The sequence below is a fragment of the Pseudarthrobacter chlorophenolicus A6 genome (assembly GCF_000022025.1).
Lineage (GTDB): Bacteria > Actinomycetota > Actinomycetes > Actinomycetales > Micrococcaceae > Arthrobacter > Arthrobacter chlorophenolicus.
In genome coordinates, this window is the sequence record NC_011886.1 from 903,858 (window position 1) to 920,067 (window position 16,210).

The following is a 16,210-nucleotide window of genomic DNA, read 5'->3' on the forward strand; positions in this document are numbered from 1 at the left end:
GGGTTCGGTAGGGTGCCTCAGAGCAGATCCGCACGAATCTCAAGGAGGAGACAATGGCCGCAGCGCCAGAGAACAGGTCCGGCTCATCGGGGCGGGAGGGTGCGGTGGATACCGACCCGGCGCTCCCACCCACAGCCGTGGACGATGCCGTCCGCGAATCCGAAGACAGCAAATGGACCCCGGGAAAGATCGCGCTCTGGGCGGCGATCTCCCTGCTGGGCGGCGTGGCATGGTTCATGCTCGCCATCGTCCGGGGCGAGACCGTCAACGCCATCTGGTTTGTCTTCGCCTCGGTGTGCACTTACCTGATCGGTTACCGGTTCTACTCCAAGGTGATCGAACGGTTCATCACCAAGCCCGATGACCGGCGGGCAACCCCCGCCGAGTACAAAGCTGACGGCAAGGACTACGTCCGGACGGACCGGAACGTCCTCTTCGGCCACCACTTCGCAGCCATCGCCGGCGCCGGCCCGCTGGTTGGCCCGGTCATCGCGGCCCAGATGGGCTACCTGCCCGGGACCATCTGGATCATCGTGGGCGTAGTCCTCGCCGGTGCCGTGCAGGACTACCTGGTGATGTTCTTCTCCATGCGCCGCGGCGGACGTTCACTGGGCCAGATGGCCCGCGAGGAACTCGGCGTCATCGGCGGCACGGCCGCCCTCATTGCCACCCTGCTGATCATGGTGATCATCGTCGCCATCCTGGCGCTCGTCGTCGTCAACGCCCTGGGCGAAAGCCCGTGGGGCGTCTTCTCCGTAGGCATGACCATCCCCATCGCGCTCTTCATGGGCGTCTACCTGCGCTACCTCCGGCCGGGCAAGGTCATGGAAGTCTCCATCATCGGGTTCGTGCTGCTCATGGCCGCCATCATTGGCGGCGGCGTTGTGGCGGAAACGGCGTGGGGCGCCGACGTCTTCACCCTGGACAAAGTGACCATTGCCTGGGGCCTGATTGTCTATGGTTTCATCGCCGCCATCCTTCCCGTCTGGCTGCTGCTGGCACCCCGCGACTACCTGTCCACGTTCATGAAGATCGGCGTGATCGTCATGCTCGCGCTGGCCATCATCGTGGTCCGGCCGGAAATCAACGTCCCGGCCTTCAGCGAATTCGCCAGCAGGGAAAACGGCCCCGTGTTCCCGGGCGCGCTGTTCCCGTTCCTGTTCGTCACCATCGCGTGCGGTGCGCTATCCGGGTTCCATGCCCTTATTTCCTCCGGCACCACTCCCAAACTGGTGGAGAAGGAGCGCCAGACCCGGTTCATCGGGTACGGCGGCATGCTCATGGAATCCTTCGTGGCCATCATGGCCCTCGTGGCGGCCATCTCGATCGACCGCGGCCTGTACTTCGCCATGAACGCCCCGGCAGCGCTCACCGGCGGCACCGTGGAAACCGCCGCCACCTGGGTCAACAGCCTGGGCTTGGCCGGGGTCAACATCACCCCCGAGCTGCTGGCTGAGACAGCGCGGAACGTGGGCGAACAAAGCGTCGTCTCCCGTACCGGCGGCGCGCCCACCCTGGCCGTGGGCCTGGCCCACATCATGCAGCAGTTCATCGGCGGTACGGCCATGATGTCCTTCTGGTACCACTTCGCCATCATGTTCGAAGCCCTCTTCATCCTGACGGCCGTTGACGCCGGCACGCGGGTGGCCCGGTTCATGCTTCAGGACTCGATCGGCAACTTTGTGCCCAAGTTCAAGGAAGCCTCCTGGCGTCCCGGGGCCTGGCTCTGCACGGCCATCATGGTGGGTGCCTGGGGCGCGGTCCTGCTGATGGGAGTCACCGACCCACTGGGCGGCATCAACACCCTGTTCCCGCTGTTCGGCATTGCCAACCAGTTGCTGGCCGCCATCGCGCTCTCCGTCTGCCTGGCCATCGTGGCCAAGCGCGGCACCTTCAAATACCTGTGGATTGTGGCCCTGCCGCTGGCCTTCGCTGCGGTGGTCACCATCACGGCCAGCTACCAGAAGATCTTTTCTCCCACGCCCGCCGTGGGTTACTTCGCCAATAACGCAGCGTTCAGCAAGGCCCTGGCGGACGGCAAGGCGGAGTTCGGCACCGCCAAGACCGTTGCCGCCATGGAAGCCGTGGTCCGCAACACCGCCATCCAGGGCTGGCTGTCCGTGATCTTCGTGGTGCTGAGCATCATCGTGATCGCGACCGCGGTGCTCGCCACGGTGAAGGCCTTCCGGAACCGGGGCACGGGCACGGCGAAGGACAACGAGGATCCGGCTTTGCCGTCCCGCGTGTTCGCACCTGCCGGCCTCATCCCCACGGCTGCCGAGCGCGAACTGATGGCGGAGTGGGAGAAGGTCCCGGCCAACCTGCGGTTCGAACGGGCAGGCCACCACTGATGAGCGCCGGACTGGCAGTACTGTCCAGCGGGTTCCGTGGTTTCGCGCGGTACCTCAGCGGGGTCCTCGGTGCAGATGCGTACGCCAAGTATCTCGAACACCACCGGGCTTCGGGGCACAGCGGACCCCCGCTGACGGAGCGGGAGTTCTGGCGCGACAGGACCGACCGGCAGGACGCCAACCCGCAGGGCCGCTGCTGCTGATTTAGCCCTCAGCGGACGCCGCGTCAGGCGGGTTCATGGAGTGAAGTTCCAACGGAACAGCTCATGAGAGTATGAACGCATGAGCGATCCGAAAGACACCCCGTCAGCTGAGGACCTCCCCGTCGAAGGCACCACCCTTGATGACAGTGAGCCCTCGGCTCCCGCGCAGGCCGAGGCACCGGCCGACACTCGTGACGGCCGAAAGCCCAAGGGCAGCAGCGTGCAGGACCTGGTGGACGAACCGGCCAAGGTGATGCGGATCGGCACCATGATCCGGCAGCTCCTGGAAGAAGTGAAGTCCGCCCCCCTGGACCAGGCCGCCCGGGAACGCCTGGCCGAAATCCACGCCCGCTCCATCCAGGAGCTGGAGGACGGCCTGTCGCCCGAGCTCGTGGCGGAACTGCACCGCATCAGCCTCCCGTTCTCCGATGAAGGCACCCCTTCCGACGCCGAGCTCCGGATCGCCCACGCCCAGCTGGTGGGCTGGCTCGAAGGATTGTTCCACGGCATCCAGACCGCCATCGCGGCCCAGCATGCCGCCCGGGAGCACGCGGCCGCCCAGATGCAGCTCCGCCAGCTGCCCCCGGGAACTGTCATCGCCCCGGGTGTGGTGATCGGGGAAAACGGTGAACCGGAACGCGCCCCCGCCGGGGCGCCCCGGCCGGGTGCCCCTGCCCATGCCGGCAAGCGCGATGATCCGGACCACGGTCCCGGACAGTACCTGTAGGTCCCGGTTGGGTTTTTTCAGCGCCGCCAGGCAGGGGCGCAAGGACGACGCGGAACTGGGCAAGGGGTTGTGGCGCCGCGCCCACGACCGCTTCCACCGGGGACTGGACCGCTTCCACCAGGTGCTCGAGGGCGTGGAGGATGACCAGCTGTACGGCGAGCTGGTGGAGATCGCCAACGAACTCGCTGCCCTGCTGGACCGGGTGCGGGCCGTCTGCGTCGAAGCCCAGCGACGCTCACCCAGTGACGGCCTGGACATTCCCGCCGCCCTCTCCGGCGTGCACCGGGCACTGTCCAAAGCCGGCAACTCGCTGGCCACCACAGCCGAGGCTGCCGCCATGCTGCGGCTCGCCGTCGGGCCCGTCCCGGTTGGGGCGGCATCCGTGCGCCGGCGAGCGGAAGCCGTCTACGAGCAGGTTGCCGACGCCGAGCGGCACCTTGCCGGGGAAACCTCCTAGCCGCAATTTATTCCCGCTGCCAGGGGTGACTTTGTGCGTTACGCGCCTGGCTGACAGACCGGGAATCACACCTTTCCGCGCCCGCCGTTTGGCAGGATGAAGTCATGACTCTTTCACCTACACTCACTTTCAACGACGGAAACACGATCCCCCAGCTCGGCTACGGCGTGTGGCAGGTCGAAGACGACGTGGCTGAGAAGGTGGTCCGGCAGGCATTCGAAGCTGGCTTCCGCCACATCGACACCGCCAAAATCTATGGCAACGAAGCGGGCGTGGGGCGCGCCATCGCCAGCTCCGGCCTGACCCCGGAGCAGATCTTCATCACCACCAAGCTGTGGAATGCCGATCAGGGCTATGAGTCCACACTGGCTGCCTTCGAGGAATCCATGGACCGCCTCGGCCTGGAAACCCTGGACCTGTACCTGATCCACTGGATGCAGCCCAAGCAGGACAAGTACGTCGACACCTGGAAGGCGCTGATCGAGCTCCAGAAGCGCGGCCGGGTCAAGTCCATCGGCGTCTCCAACTTCACCGTTGACGGGCTGCAGCGGCTCATCGACGAAACCGGTGTGGTCCCGGCCATCCACCAGATCGAGCTCCACCCGTACTTCAGCCAGCGCGAGCTGCGCGAGTTCGGTGCTTCCAAGGGCATCCTGACCCAGGCCTGGTCACCGCTGGGCCAGGGCGGCGAGCTCCTGGAAGACGCCGCCGTTGCCGCTATCGCCGCCAAGCACCAGGCCACGCCGGCCCAGGTTGTCATCGCCTGGCACCTCGCCATTGGCAACGTGGTGATCCCGAAGTCGGTCACCGAATCCCGGATCCGGGAGAACTACGCAGCACTCGACGTCACGCTGGACGCCGAGGACGTCGAGGCAATCAACGCCCTCGACCGGACCGCCAGCGGTGAAGGCCGGATCGGCCCCGACCCGGCCGTCTCCGACTTCGCATAAGTCAGCCTGTCCGCAGTGAGCCCCGCATTGGCAGGCGGTCCTGCTTAGCAGTGACGTCGAACCCGCACCACCTGGCTGGCCCAGGCGGTGCGGGTTCTTCTGTTGCAACGGGCCTTCCAGTGGTGACTGGCCGGCCCGGCCTGAACCTGTGGGTCAGGCGGCGATGCGTACGGACTCGACGCTGACAGCGTCGATCACCGCCCAGCCGTCCTCACCGGAGCACTGCCGGTCAGCGAAACGCTGAGCCTCCACCATGGTGTCGAAGGACTCAGAGCGAGCACGGCCGGAGTCGGCGTCGAAGTAGGTGACGTGAAATTCCTGAACGGTGTTTTCCATAAATCCAGTGTGCAACCGGGGTCTGACATTCCACGGAATCGGCCCCGCGTGTTGCCTTGTGACAGTGGCCCCAGCGCACATCGCGGCCAGTTGTGGGCGCCGCCGGGACCGGAGACTCCGGCTAGGCTTTCATCATGGAGGTTAGAGATTCTTCGGACCGGGACAACGCCACCAGGCACATTAATCGTGAACTGGCACGGCGGCGCGGCTGGATGTTGACGGTGGCGGTCGGGTTCGCCCTGCAGATCCTCAGTGTGGTGCTGGGACTCAAATCCGTGGCGCCGCTGTGCGGCAGCCCGATGATCCCGCACAGCGGCGCAGCTGAACTGTCCGATGCTCAATTGCTCACCACAGGCCTTGCGGCCGAGTGCTACCGGAGCATCGACTCCGCCGCTGTGCCCATCTGGATGCTGATGGGGTTCGGCATCAGCCTGGTGCTGGTGGGCGTGGCCATCAGGATCGTCGGCATCCGCCGGTCCCTCGCAGGTGTAGCCGCCTGAGGGGCACTCCCCACGGGGATTCTGTCCCCGGGAACGTATGGAGCCGGCCGGGGGCCCACCGGGTCGGGACGTTTCGGAGTCAGGTTCCTGCCTCCCGGTGATCCAGCCGAAGGACCCGTTCCTGGGCCAGGACGGCTGCCCGGGCCGCCTTATCCGCGGCCCGCGCAGCCTGTTTGGCCTCCGCGGCGACGGCAGCGAGGCGCTTCTTCGACTGGTCCAGTTCTGCCTCGGCCGTTTTCAGGCGGCCACGCAAGTCCGCCGTCTCCTCCTGCAGCCGGGCAATGTCCGCGGTAGTCTGCTCGGCTTCCGCCTGAAGGTCCACGGCATGCCCGGCAGCTTCGGACGCTTCTTCTTCGGCCACCTCCAGCGCCGCCCTGGCCCTTTCCAGCAGAGGGGGCGACGCCGGCCGCGGCGTCTGCCGGACGGCCTCAAGGCGCGGCCTGGTGGGCCGGGGCTGGGAGCCGGCCTCCGGCGTCGTACGCTGCTTCTTTCCTGGCCGTGAATTTTCGGTATCTGAATTTCCGGATGTCGGCACGGAGGCAAGGACCGGGTGAGCGGCAGCCGGTGTCGCGGGGAGGGCGCCCGGCACGGCCACCATGCCGTCCAGGTCTGCCGCGCTGACCCCGTCGGCGGACAGGGTTTTCAGGAGCCGGCCGCTGCGGACAGCGGCAGCGGCCCCTTCATCGGCGGTCAAAGCACGCAGTGTTTCCTCGACATCCCCGGCAACAGTGTCGCTGAGCTGCCGGCCCTGACTGCCGGCAACAGTGCGGGCGGCGTCGACGGCGGAGGCCAACAGGGTACGCCGCTCACGCCCCAGGTCGCGGAGGGCGGGGGCATCAAGGGACGCCTGCGCCGCACGCATGCGGGTGCCGAGGTCCGCGAGTTCGTCGAGGACGTCCGGCCGGTGCAAAACGAGCATATTCACGGCCCAGGCGCCCACCGACGGTTTGGCAAGCCCGCGGACTGCCGCGCCCAGGCCCTTATCCCTGCCTGCCGCCTCCTTGGCCGCCGCCGTCCGGGCCGCTACGAAGTCGTCCAGGGGACAGGCGTACAGCCCGTTGGCGATCCCGGCCAGGGCCTCTTCATCCATGTCCGCCATCATAGGCGGGAGGGCTGGGGCGGGCGTTGAGAGCCGGGCTGGCATAGCCGGGGGCTGGCCGGTTGGCGGGGCCCGTGAACCCTGTTGCTCCGGCGCCGTGCACGGTATGTTGCTCGAATGGACGATACATATCAGGTCATCGTGGTTGGCGGCGGCTTCGCCGGTAAGGCTGCCGCCCAGGAACTGGGCCGCAAGGGCACCCGGGTGCTGCTGATTGATGCCAACAACTACCACCAGTTCCAACCGCTGCTGTACCAGGTGGCATCATCGCAAATCGGTGTCTCCGCAGTGGCCCGCCCGCTCCGCGCGGTCTTCCGCAACATCAAGGGCGTTCGGGTCCTCACGGCAGAAGTTACCGCGGTGGACGCTGCCGCCCGCACTGTCACCACTGCCGACGGCACGCAATTCCAGGCACAGGTCCTCGTCCTCGCTACCGGCGCCGTCCCAAACTTCTTCAATACCACGGGTGCCGACAAGTTCGCCTACCCGCTTTACTCGGTAGCCGATGCCACGCGCCTGAGTGCGGCGTTGACGGAAGCCCTCGACGAAGCGGACCGGGGCAACGGCGACAGTCCCGACGTCGTGGTGGTGGGAGGCGGCCCAACCGGGGTGGAGACGGCCGGCGCCCTCGCCGAAAACGTCAAATACATCGTGCCGAAGTATTTCTCCTCCGAACTTGCCGCCCGCTGCCACGTCCACCTCGTGGACATGGTGCCCAACGTGCTCATGGCGTTCTCGGAAAAATCCCAGGCCTACACGCGGGACAGGCTGGTGAAGCTGGGTGTCCAGCTGCACATGGGCCAGAGCGTCACTGAAGTCCGTCCCGACGGCGTGACGCTGGCGGACGGCACCGTGCTGCCAGCCCCGATCGTTGTCTGGGCCGGCGGGCTGCAGGCAGGGAAGATCATCGCCGAATCAGGGCTCACGCAGGGGAAGGGCGGGCGCATCGACGTCCTCCCGGACCTGACCGCTCCGGGAGTGGAAGGCGTCTACGTCCTGGGCGACTCTGCCAACATCACGGACGCCGCAGGGGCCAGGCTCCCGCAACTGGGGTCCGTAGCCCAGCAGTCGGGGAAATGGGCCGCAAAGAACATCCACGCCGACCTCACCGGCGGTACGCGGCAGCCCTTCCGCTATCTCGACAAGGGGTACATGGCCATGGTGGGCCGGGGCGCCGCAGTGGCGGAGCTGGGCCCCCAGCGCATCCAGCTGCAGGGTCCACTGGCGTTCCTGTCCTGGCTGGGCGTCCACCTTGCCCTGCTGCCCGGCGTCCAGCAGAAAGTCCGTGCGCTCTTCTCCTGGGCTGTGGGTTACGTGACGCACAGCCCGTCCCAGGTGGTGGTGGGACGGCCGGACTAGGTCCGCAGAGCTGCTGACCGGGCCAATCGTGGACCAGGGCGACGGGGTGGGAGCCGGCGGCGGCTGGAGGAGGCACCGCACTCGCGGACGGTGCCATCGCCGCCGACTCCACGCATCACGCTAGGTCCGCGACCTGAGCGAAAGCCGGGTGGAGACTTCACCTTTCCGCAAAGCTCCGGGCACGTTGGGCGCAGAGGGTTTCGGAAGATGGTGCGGGCCGGCGGCGGCTGGGGGAGGTGCTGGTCTCCATCAAGCACCATCGCCGCCGGCTCCGGTCACCACGCTATGGCCTCAGCAGCCGCGGCGCCTGAGTAACCGGTACGTGTTTCCGCAGACCCCGCTACGTGGGCTGGCCTCCGGGCTCCAACCCTGCCGGAGGACAGGCTGGAGCGCATGAAGTTGGGGGAGCAGCGTGATGGCTCAGTGAAGAACTGCGTACAACAGCATCCGTATCTGGCTCTTGTGGCTGGCTACGTCGTCATCTTCTTCATCGCCGGTGCCATCCGGCTGGCCTTTGTGCCCGGGGACCTGGCCGATGCCGCCGTCCACACCATCATGAACACGCTGGTGTACTGGCTTCTGGCCCTGTTCCAGCTACGCAACCTGAGGAAAACCAATGCACGCCTCAAAGATCGTGGCCAGCTCAGGGCGTATATCCGTTACCCGGAGGCCCGCCCCGGTTCGCTCAGCGGGATTTGGAACCAGGGGATTGTGACGCCCGCTGCCGGATCGCTTCAATTTCAGCCAGCGGTCTACGACAACCTCGAAGCGTCAGGGCGCGCCACAACACTTAAGGTTGAAAGAGTGCTGCCGCAGCGGTGGAAGGTCACCGGCAGGAACCGTAAATACATCGGATCGTTTGGGATGTACGCAGTGACCGTCCTGACAGATCACGGCAAAGTGGAGCTGGCAGCGAGCCCCGAGTCCCTGGACCGGCTCGCCGAGGCCCTTGCGGGCTGAAGAACGCCGGATCTGAGCAGGGCGGGAGCAGGCACCGATCACACGGCGGAGAGGCGGACGGCAGCATCCTGTAGATGGGCTTAACCAGCGAAAAACCCCCCAAAGCCCTCCAACGAGGGGCAATAGGGGGTTTATCCCGAGCTTCCTATCAGAATCGAACTGATGACCTTTTCATTACGAGTGAAACGCTCTACCGACTGAGCTAAGGAAGCACCGCACGAAATTTCCGGAAGAATCCGGGCGGTTCATGCAAGAGTCAACTGTAATGGAGTCTCCGCGCCCGGGTCAAAATGGCGGGCGCTGCCGCGGGTGAGGCTTTCAGCACACCGTGTTGTCGGCCGGAACCTGACCGCTGACCAGGTAGCTGTCCACCTTATCCTCGAGGCAGCTGTTGGCGCGGCCATAGGCTGTGTGGCCCTCGCCTTTCCACGTCAGGAGCGAGGAGTTGCCGAGCTGTTTCCGCAGCGACGATGCCCATTCCACAGGGGTGGCGGGATCGCCCGTGGTGCCGATGACCACGATCGGCGACTCACCCGTGTACTGGACGGGTGCAGGTGTGCGCACGTTCTTGTACGGCCAGTCGGCGCAGTTGATGCCGCCGTAGGCGAAGAAGTAGCCCAGCGTGGGGGACTGCTGCATCAGCCGTTGCTGCTCCGCCCGCATGGAGGCGGGATCGGAGTCCATGGGGTAGTCCAGGCAGTTGATGGCGTTGAAGGCGAACGTCGAATTCGAGGTGTAGTTTCCGTTGGCGGAACGGTCGGCGCCGAGGTCGGACAGGCGAAGCATCAGGCTCACGTCCCCGGTCATCGCCGCATCCAGGGCCTGGGTCAGGGCGGGCCAGCTCTGGTCGTTGTACAGCGGTGTGATAAGGCCGCTGACGAACATGTTGGCGTTGACCACCCGGCCGTCCTTGGCGGTGCTGGGTTGCTGCTCCACGGCGCTGATCAGGTCGCGGATCTGCTGGACGCCGCCGTCCACTCCGCCGGTGAGTGGGCATTCCTTCTGCTGCTGGCAGCTGGCAACGTAGGTGCGCACAGCCTTTTCGAAGGCCACTGCCTGGCCGCTGGTCAATTCCTCATTGCTGATGGAGGGATCCAGCGCACCATCGAGCACCATGCGGCCCACGTTGTTCGGGAACAGCTGCGCGTAGGTCGAACCGAGGAACGTCCCGTAGGAGTAGCCCAGGTAGTTCAGCTTTGCGTCGTTGACCACGGCCCTGAGGACGTCCAGGTCCCTGGCTGCGCTCTGGGTATCGATATGGGCCATTGACGGGCCGGTCTGCTCAGAGCATTGCTCGGCGATGGCCTTGTTGTCCGCCCTGGCAGCCGCGAGGCCGGCGTCGGTCTCCAGGTCGTAGATCTTGGCCCTCGCCTCATCACGTTCCGCGTCCGTCATGCAGGTCACCGGAGCGGAGCGCTTAACGCCGCGGGGATCGAAGCCCACCAGGTCGTAGGTGTCGCGGACGGGCTGCGAGAAATGGGTGGCTGCAGCGTCCTTCACGAAGTCATAGCCGGAGGCGCCCGGCCCGCCCGGGTTGACCAGCAGGCTTCCGGTTTTCTTGCCAGTGCTGGAAGCCCGCAGCGCGGCAAGCTGGATGGTTTCGCCGTCGGGTGCCGCATAGTCCATGGGCACCGTGACCTTGGCGCACTGGAACTGGCCCTCGCATGGCTCCCACACGATTTCCTGCGAGTAGAACTTCTCAAGCCCAGCGGGCGCGGACGCCACGATGGAGGGATCTGCCTTGGCTGTGGCTGTTTCCTGCTGGCGGTCGCCACCGTTGATGAGGCTGCAGGATGCCAGTACCAGGGCAAGGGCCATGGCTCCGGCGGCACGGGCCGCGAACACCAGGGGTCGGCGGCGTTCGGGCAGGGGGCGGGCAGTCATCGGGTCTCCTTGGAAGGCTGGATCAGGCTGGCTGCCATGGACTCAATGGCCAACAGCGGGGCAACGTTCGTGGTGGTGATGCGTTCGCGGGCTTTGTTGATGGCGTCCATCCGGGCGAGCGTGACTTCCGGAGTGGAACGGGAGGCGAATTCCTCCAGTTCACCCCTGAGCTCAGCGTTTACCAGCTCTACAGCATTCCCCATCTGGATGATCAGGACGTCCCTGTAGAAGGACATCAGGTCAGTGAGGGTTCGGTCCAGGGAGTCGGTGATGGAACGCTTGGCCCGCCGCTTCTGGTCGTCCTCCAGCTGCTTGACCTGCGCCCGCATGGCAGGCGGAAGGGTGCCGGATTCAGGGGCGCCCAGGGTGGCGAGCAGGGCGGCTTTCTCGGCGGCGTCGCGTTCTTCGTTGGAGCTGTTTGCCTCGGCGGTGGCGATTTTCACGAGCTTGTCCGCCATCATGACAGCCGCGGTGATTCCCCGCAGGCCCAGCGGAAACCTGACGGTTTCCAGCCGGCGTTCGCGCGCAGCAGGGTCCCGCGCCAGCCGGCGGGCGATGCCCACATGGCTTTGGGCTGCCCGGGCTGCCCGTTCAGCCACTGCGGGGTCGACGCCGTCGCGCTTCACCAGGAGTTCCGCGACGTCGGCCGCGGGCGGCAGCCGCAGCGCCACGCTGCGGCAGCGCGACCGGATGGTGACCAGCACGTCGGCAGGCGAGGGGGCGCACAGCATCCATACTGTCCGGGGCGTCGGTTCCTCGATGGCCTTAAGCAGGACGTTGGTGGTCCGCTCGGCCATCCGGTCCGCGTCCTCAACCACGATGATCCGCCAACGGCCGGCGGATGGCCTGTTGCCGGCCGTGGCCACCAGGTCACGGGCTTCGTCGATGGTGATGGTGACCTTTTCGGTCCGGACAAACGTCACGTCCGAATGCGTTTCACCCAGGATGGTCAGGCAGGCGTGGCACTGCCCGCAGCCGCGCAGGTTCACGTCTTCCTGGTCGCAGTTCAGTGCGGCAGCGAAAGCCTTGGCGGCGTTGGAGCGCCCCGATCCCGGCGGGCCGGTGAACAGCCACGCGTGCGTCAGGCCTTCGCCGCTGGAAGCCTGGCGCAATTGGTCGACGACGGCGGGCTGGCCCTGGAGGTCATCCCACACGGTCATGGGGTGCCGCCGCCGTGCGCGCCGGCAGCGGGCGCGGCACCTGCCGGTTCGTTTGCGGGTGATTCCAGCAGGCCGAACACGCGGTCGAGGATCATCGCGGCAAGGTCGTTGACCGGAAGCCGGGCAGGCAGCACCAGGTACGACGCCGGCCGGGCTGCGGCCAGGTCAAGGAAGGCCTCCCGGATCCGGGCATGGAACTCGTCAGCTTCGGATTCCAGACGGTCTTCCGTTGCGTCCCCCGCTGTGCGCCGGGTCCTGCCGACTTCCGGCTCCACATCGAGCAGGACGGTGAGGTGGGGCTGAAGACCGGAAGTGGCCCATTCGTTCAGTGAGCGGACCGCGTCCATGCCGAGGTCCCTGCCCGCTCCCTGGTAGGCGACGGAGGAGTCGATGTACCGGTCCGTCAGCACAATGTCGCCGCGTTCCAGTGCCGGGCGGATCACCTGGCCGGCGTGGGCTGCCCGGGATGCAGCGAAGATCAGCGCTTCCGTGTGGGCGTCGATGTGGCCGTGGCCATGGTCCAGGACCAGGGACCGGAGCTTCTCGCCGATGGGAGTGCCGCCCGGTTCACGGGTGCGGAGAACGGTCAGGCCGCGGCTTTCGAGTGCTTCGGCGAGCCTCGCCGCCTGGGTGGACTTACCGGCGCCGTCGCCGCCTTCGAACGCGATGAAAAGTCCGGCACTGTGTTTGTTCACTGTTCAAGCCTACCGATCGGCCGGGACAATCACGGTCCCGGCTTGGGGCTTTGTGGACAGTTTCACGGCGCCCGATGCTTCGCCGGGGCTTTTACGGCGGTCCGCGGACGAACAGTACGCTGTCCCCATGAGTCTTTCCGAACAGCAGGCCGCCGGCCTGTCCGCCGAAACCATGGTAGTGGCCGCGGGCCGCCCGCCGCGGGAACGGGACCAGCCGGTGAACCCGCCCCTGGTCCTGTCCTCCACGTACTACGGCACAGGCCCGCTCGGCCCCGGAGACCGTGGTTACGGCCGGTACTCCAACCCCACGTGGGACCCGTTCGAAGAGGCCCTCGGCCAGCTGGAAGGAGCGGACCTGCAGGGCCTGCTCTACGCCTCCGGGCTTGCTGCCGTCAGTTCTGCGTTGTCGCTGATCCCCTCCGGCGGAGTGCTGGTGATGCCGAACCACAGCTACTCCGGAACCCTTGTCATGGCCGCGGAGCTGGCCCAGAAAGGGTTCATTGAGCTGCGAACGGTGGACATCGCCGATACCGGGGCCGTCAAAGCGGCCATCGCCCCGGGCGGGCCGGACGCCAGGGCCGCCGCCATGCTGTGGCTGGAAAGCCCTACCAACCCCATGCTGGGAATCGCCGACATTCCTGCGCTGACGGAAGCCGCGCACGCGTCGGGCGCCATCGTGGTCACGGACAATACCTTCTCGACGCCGCTGGTGCAGCAGCCCCTGGCCCTGGGCTCCGACGTCGTACTCCACTCGGTGACCAAGTACCTGGCGGGCCACTCGGACGTCGTCCTGGGTGCCCTGGTGACCTCCAACGCGGACATCCGCTCCGCCCTCCTGCACCACCGGACCATCCACGGAGCGATCGCCGGGCCCTTTGAGGCCTGGCTTGCGCTGCGCGGCCTGCGCACCCTGGCGCTGCGCGTTGAAAAGTCCCAGGAGTCTGCCAAGGTCCTGGCGGAACGGCTGGGCACCCACCCGGGGGTCGAATCGATCCGGTTCCCGGGCCTCCGCACCGATCCCGGGCACGAAAGGGCCGCGGCGCAGATGAAGGGCTTTGGCTCCATCATCTGCATCCAGGTGGCGCCCGCCGGCGGACTGGACGGCGCAGCAGCGGCCGACAAGGTCGTTGAAGCCGTCAACCTCTGGCTGCCGGCCACATCGCTGGGCGGCGTGGAATCGCTGATCGAACGCAGGCGGCGGCACACCGCGGAGCCGGCCACGGTGCCGGAGAACCTGGTCCGCCTCAGCACCGGCATTGAGAACGTGGAAGACCTCTGGGCAGACCTGGAGCAGGCGCTGGACACTCTGGGCGGCTAGGCTGGGCTTGTGGACGGTGAACTGATTATTCGGCCTGTGGAACAGGCAGTGTTCTTTATCCTTGCCCTCGTTGCCCTGGGGCTGGAGTTGTGGGCCCTGGCAGACTGCGCCCGCCACAAGGCCAACGCCTTCGAGGCGACCGGCAAGCGGACCAAGGGCTTCTGGCTCGCCCTGACCGGCGGCGCCACGCTGGTGGGTGTCATTTCCCTGTTCGCCAGCGGCGGTATCTTCGGCACACTGGGGCTGTTCGGCCTCGCCGCCGTGGTTGCCGCATCGGTGTACCTGGCCGATGTCCGCCCGGCGGTCAAGGATGCAGGCCGGGGTGGCAGCCGCAACATGGGGCCCTACGGCCCCTGGTAACTCCGGTCAGGACCGGGGTGCCACCGCTTCCCAGTCCACCGTCAGTTCGCCCAGCCGCCACCGGGCAGGTCCGTCCTGGACCGGCCACCCGGCGTCGCGTAACGCCCTGCACATGCCCTGCCAGCGCTGCCGGTTTCCAAAGGATGCCAGCGGGGCGCACTCCAGCCACGCCTTGTCCATGGCCTGCATCAGGGAATGGATGGGTTCGCCGGGGACATTGCGGTGAATCAAGGCTTTGGGAAGGCGTTCGGCAACGTCGGAGGGCAGGTCAAAACTGCCGAACCGGACCGACATGCTCAGCGACAGTGGGCGCTCCGCGTCCAGGGCCACCCACGTCACGCGGCGTCCGATCTCGTCGCAGGTGCCGTCAATGAAAAGCCCGTCAGAGGCCAGCCTGCCCTGCACCAGCCGCCAGATCCCGGCAACGTCGGCCTCCTCGTACTGCCGGAGCACGTTAAAGGCCCGGACCAGGACGGGGCGGCCGGGAACGGGAAGCTCAAACCCACCCACATGGAAGCTAAGGCCGGCCCGCTGCAGGGGGAGGGCAGCGCGCACCCGCTCCGGCTCGATTTCAATCCCGCAGACCCGGACGTCCGGGCGGACCGCGGCGAGCCGCTCAAAGAGTTCGACGGCGGTGGCCGGCGTCGCGCCGTAGCCCAGGTCCACCACCAGGGGGTCGGCGGCCCGCCGAAGCCGCCAGGCCTGGGGACCTGCCAACCAGCGGTCCACCCGGCGCATCCGGTTCGGGTTGGTGGTCCCGCGGGTAATGTTTCCCACCGGCCTGCCGGACAATTTCCTGCCGGTGATTCCGGGGCCACTCACCCGTTCAGCCTTTTGCACCACCGCCCCACTGTATCCCCGTCGCCGCGGCTGAGGCGCCCACCGGCATGCAGGCCGATGTGTGACAGGTTCCGTCCCTGGTCCCTGTAACGCTGGGCGGGCGGCAACACCGCTCGGCTAGGATGAAAATCATGACTTACAAGCTGATCCTGCTGCGCCACGGCCACAGCGAATGGAACGCCAAGAACCTGTTCACCGGCTGGGTGGACGTTGACCTGAACGACCAGGGCCGCGCGGAAGCAGCGCGCGGCGGCGAGCTGCTGGTGGAGAACAACATCCTCCCCGACGTTCTGTACACCTCCCTGCTGAAGCGGGCCATCAACACCGCCAACATCGCCCTGGACAAGGCCGACCGCGGCTGGATCCCGGTCAAGCGCGATTGGCGCCTGAACGAACGCCACTACGGTGCGCTGCAGGGCAAGGACAAAGCCCAGACGCTGGCCGAGTACGGCGAAGAGCAGTTCATGGAATGGCGCCGCTCCTACGACACCCCGCCGCCGCCCCTGGATGACAACAGCGAATTCAGCCAGGCACACGATCCGCGCTACGCAGACCTTGGCGACGCCCTTCCGCGCACCGAGTGCCTGAAGGACGTCCTGGTCCGGATCCTGCCGTACTGGGAATCCGACATCAAGGCTGACCTGAAGGCGGGCAAGACCGTCCTGGTCACGGCTCACGGCAACTCCCTGCGCGCGCTGGTCAAGCACCTTGACGGCATCAGCGACGAAGCCATCGCCGGCCTCAACATCCCCACCGGCATCCCGCTGGTCTACGATCTGGACGACGACTTCCAGCCGGTCAAGCCGGGCGGCACCTACCTCGACCCCGAGGCCGCCGAGCAGGCCATCCTGGCCGTAGCCAACCAGGGCAAGAAATAGTACTTCGCGGTTCTTCGCCGGGTGCTCGGTCGTTCCTCCCTTAGACGCACTCCGGCCGAAGAACGCTCTGCGTCGAATGTGAGACAAACGACGGCGGGCTGGTCACCTTAGGTGACCAGCCCGCCGTCCTATA

The 16,210-nt window shown here is 66.7% G+C and carries 17 protein-coding genes and 1 tRNA gene; 11 read left to right on the forward strand and 7 right to left on the reverse strand.

Features of this window, described 5'->3' with window-relative positions:
- Positions 1 to 53 precede the first annotated feature (53 nt).
- The 5 genes from ACHL_RS04175 (at position 54) to ACHL_RS04195 (ending at position 4,688) form a co-directional block, all read left to right on the forward strand.
- Entirely contained in the window at positions 54 to 2,351 is a 2,298-nt protein-coding gene (locus ACHL_RS04175; protein WP_015936051.1) for a carbon starvation CstA family protein, read from the forward strand.
- Positions 2,351 to 2,554 carry a YbdD/YjiX family protein gene (locus tag ACHL_RS04180; protein ID WP_015936052.1) on the forward strand — a complete coding sequence of 68 codons (204 nt, stop codon included), beginning with the start codon at positions 2,351 to 2,353 and terminating at the stop codon, positions 2,552 to 2,554. The genes ACHL_RS04175 and ACHL_RS04180 overlap by 1 nt, the downstream gene beginning before the upstream one ends.
- Before the next feature lie 79 nt (positions 2,555 to 2,633).
- Positions 2,634 to 3,281 carry a bacterial proteasome activator family protein gene (locus tag ACHL_RS04185; RefSeq protein ID WP_015936053.1) on the forward strand — a complete coding sequence of 216 codons (648 nt, stop codon included), beginning with the start codon at positions 2,634 to 2,636 and terminating at the stop codon, positions 3,279 to 3,281.
- A gap of 7 nt (positions 3,282 to 3,288) precedes the next feature.
- Entirely contained in the window at positions 3,289 to 3,738 is a 450-nt protein-coding gene (locus ACHL_RS04190) for a hypothetical protein (RefSeq protein ID WP_015936054.1), read from the forward strand.
- A gap of 104 nt (positions 3,739 to 3,842) precedes the next feature.
- Positions 3,843 to 4,688, forward strand: a complete 846-nt coding sequence (locus ACHL_RS04195) for an aldo/keto reductase (protein WP_015936055.1) — start codon at positions 3,843 to 3,845, stop codon at positions 4,686 to 4,688.
- A gap of 153 nt (positions 4,689 to 4,841) precedes the next feature.
- Here the strand turns inward: ACHL_RS04195 and ACHL_RS04200 are convergent, their stop codons facing one another.
- A complete protein-coding gene (locus tag ACHL_RS04200) occupies positions 4,842 to 5,024 on the reverse strand; it encodes a hypothetical protein (RefSeq protein ID WP_015936056.1) in 183 nt (60 codons plus the stop codon).
- Positions 5,025 to 5,158: 134 nt separating this feature from the next.
- Between ACHL_RS04200 and ACHL_RS04205 the strand changes: the two genes are divergently transcribed.
- Positions 5,159 to 5,524 (forward strand): hypothetical protein, encoded by a 366-nt coding sequence (locus tag ACHL_RS04205; RefSeq protein ID WP_015936057.1) that lies wholly within the window; start codon positions 5,159 to 5,161, stop codon positions 5,522 to 5,524.
- A gap of 79 nt (positions 5,525 to 5,603) precedes the next feature.
- Here the strand turns inward: ACHL_RS04205 and ACHL_RS04210 are convergent, their stop codons facing one another.
- Positions 5,604 to 6,614 (reverse strand): hypothetical protein, encoded by a 1,011-nt coding sequence (locus ACHL_RS04210; RefSeq protein WP_043794455.1) that lies wholly within the window; start codon positions 6,612 to 6,614, stop codon positions 5,604 to 5,606.
- Between the two features lie 126 nt (positions 6,615 to 6,740).
- Between ACHL_RS04210 and ACHL_RS04215 the strand changes: the two genes are divergently transcribed.
- Both ACHL_RS04215 and ACHL_RS04220 read left to right on the forward strand, forming a co-directional pair.
- Positions 6,741 to 7,982 (forward strand): NAD(P)/FAD-dependent oxidoreductase, encoded by a 1,242-nt coding sequence (locus ACHL_RS04215; protein ID WP_015936059.1) that lies wholly within the window; start codon positions 6,741 to 6,743, stop codon positions 7,980 to 7,982.
- A gap of 399 nt (positions 7,983 to 8,381) precedes the next feature.
- On the forward strand, positions 8,382 to 8,942 hold the full coding sequence (locus tag ACHL_RS04220) for a hypothetical protein (RefSeq protein WP_139187470.1): 561 nt from the start codon (positions 8,382 to 8,384) through the stop codon (positions 8,940 to 8,942).
- A gap of 139 nt (positions 8,943 to 9,081) precedes the next feature.
- Here ACHL_RS04220 and ACHL_RS04225 read toward each other — a convergent pair.
- The 4 genes from ACHL_RS04225 to tmk all read right to left on the reverse strand — a co-directional run bounded on the left by ACHL_RS04225 (position 9,082) and on the right by tmk (position 12,681).
- Positions 9,082 to 9,154: transfer RNA gene (locus ACHL_RS04225), tRNA-Thr, on the reverse strand.
- Between the two features lie 106 nt (positions 9,155 to 9,260).
- The gene (locus tag ACHL_RS04230; protein WP_015936061.1) at positions 9,261 to 10,826 is read right to left on the reverse strand and encodes an alpha/beta hydrolase; all 1,566 of its coding nucleotides are present in this window, start codon (positions 10,824 to 10,826) and stop codon (positions 9,261 to 9,263) included.
- The gene (locus tag ACHL_RS04235; protein ID WP_015936062.1) at positions 10,823 to 11,986 is read right to left on the reverse strand and encodes a DNA polymerase III subunit delta'; all 1,164 of its coding nucleotides are present in this window, start codon (positions 11,984 to 11,986) and stop codon (positions 10,823 to 10,825) included. The genes ACHL_RS04230 and ACHL_RS04235 overlap by 4 nt, the downstream gene beginning before the upstream one ends.
- Positions 11,983 to 12,681, reverse strand: coding sequence for a dTMP kinase (tmk, locus tag ACHL_RS04240; protein ID WP_015936063.1), 699 nt, complete (start codon positions 12,679 to 12,681; stop codon positions 11,983 to 11,985). The genes ACHL_RS04235 and tmk overlap by 4 nt, the downstream gene beginning before the upstream one ends.
- 127 nt (positions 12,682 to 12,808) lie before the next feature.
- Between tmk and ACHL_RS04245 the strand changes: the two genes are divergently transcribed.
- The gene (locus ACHL_RS04245; protein WP_015936064.1) at positions 12,809 to 13,999 is read left to right on the forward strand and encodes a trans-sulfuration enzyme family protein; all 1,191 of its coding nucleotides are present in this window, start codon (positions 12,809 to 12,811) and stop codon (positions 13,997 to 13,999) included.
- 9 nt (positions 14,000 to 14,008) lie between these two features.
- Positions 14,009 to 14,359: a DUF2516 family protein gene (locus tag ACHL_RS04250; RefSeq protein WP_015936065.1), complete on the forward strand. Its 351-nt coding sequence runs from the start codon at positions 14,009 to 14,011 to the stop codon at positions 14,357 to 14,359.
- A gap of 6 nt (positions 14,360 to 14,365) precedes the next feature.
- Here the strand turns inward: ACHL_RS04250 and ACHL_RS04255 are convergent, their stop codons facing one another.
- A complete protein-coding gene (locus ACHL_RS04255) occupies positions 14,366 to 15,202 on the reverse strand; it encodes a hypothetical protein (protein WP_015936066.1) in 837 nt (278 codons plus the stop codon).
- Positions 15,203 to 15,330: 128 nt separating this feature from the next.
- On the opposite strand from ACHL_RS04255, the gene ACHL_RS04260 reads away from it, so the two are divergent.
- The gene (locus tag ACHL_RS04260; protein WP_015936067.1) at positions 15,331 to 16,077 is read left to right on the forward strand and encodes a phosphoglyceromutase; all 747 of its coding nucleotides are present in this window, start codon (positions 15,331 to 15,333) and stop codon (positions 16,075 to 16,077) included.
- The last annotated feature ends 133 nt before the right edge of the window (positions 16,078 to 16,210 follow it).

What these genes read in the sequence shown, in the direction of transcription:
- ACHL_RS04245 (WP_015936064.1), top strand. Translation starts at nt 12,809, where the DNA reads ATGAGTCTTTCCGAACAGCAGGCCGCCGGCCTGTCCGCCGAAACCATG.
- ACHL_RS04205 (WP_015936057.1), top strand. Translation starts at nt 5,159, where the DNA reads ATGGAGGTTAGAGATTCTTCGGACCGGGACAACGCCACCAGGCACATT.
- ACHL_RS04185 (WP_015936053.1), top strand. Translation starts at nt 2,634, where the DNA reads ATGAGCGATCCGAAAGACACCCCGTCAGCTGAGGACCTCCCCGTCGAA.
- ACHL_RS04180 (WP_015936052.1), top strand. Translation starts at nt 2,351, where the DNA reads ATGAGCGCCGGACTGGCAGTACTGTCCAGCGGGTTCCGTGGTTTCGCG.
- ACHL_RS04235 (WP_015936062.1), bottom strand. Translation starts at nt 11,986, where the DNA reads ATGACCGTGTGGGATGACCTCCAGGGCCAGCCCGCCGTCGTCGACCAA.
- ACHL_RS04200 (WP_015936056.1), bottom strand. Translation starts at nt 5,024, where the DNA reads ATGGAAAACACCGTTCAGGAATTTCACGTCACCTACTTCGACGCCGAC.
- ACHL_RS04215 (WP_015936059.1), top strand. Translation starts at nt 6,741, where the DNA reads ATGGACGATACATATCAGGTCATCGTGGTTGGCGGCGGCTTCGCCGGT.
- ACHL_RS04175 (WP_015936051.1), top strand. Translation starts at nt 54, where the DNA reads ATGGCCGCAGCGCCAGAGAACAGGTCCGGCTCATCGGGGCGGGAGGGT.
- ACHL_RS04195 (WP_015936055.1), top strand. Translation starts at nt 3,843, where the DNA reads ATGACTCTTTCACCTACACTCACTTTCAACGACGGAAACACGATCCCC.
- ACHL_RS04230 (WP_015936061.1), bottom strand. Translation starts at nt 10,826, where the DNA reads ATGACTGCCCGCCCCCTGCCCGAACGCCGCCGACCCCTGGTGTTCGCG.
- ACHL_RS04210 (WP_043794455.1), bottom strand. Translation starts at nt 6,614, where the DNA reads ATGGATGAAGAGGCCCTGGCCGGGATCGCCAACGGGCTGTACGCCTGT.
- ACHL_RS04260 (WP_015936067.1), top strand. Translation starts at nt 15,331, where the DNA reads ATGACTTACAAGCTGATCCTGCTGCGCCACGGCCACAGCGAATGGAAC.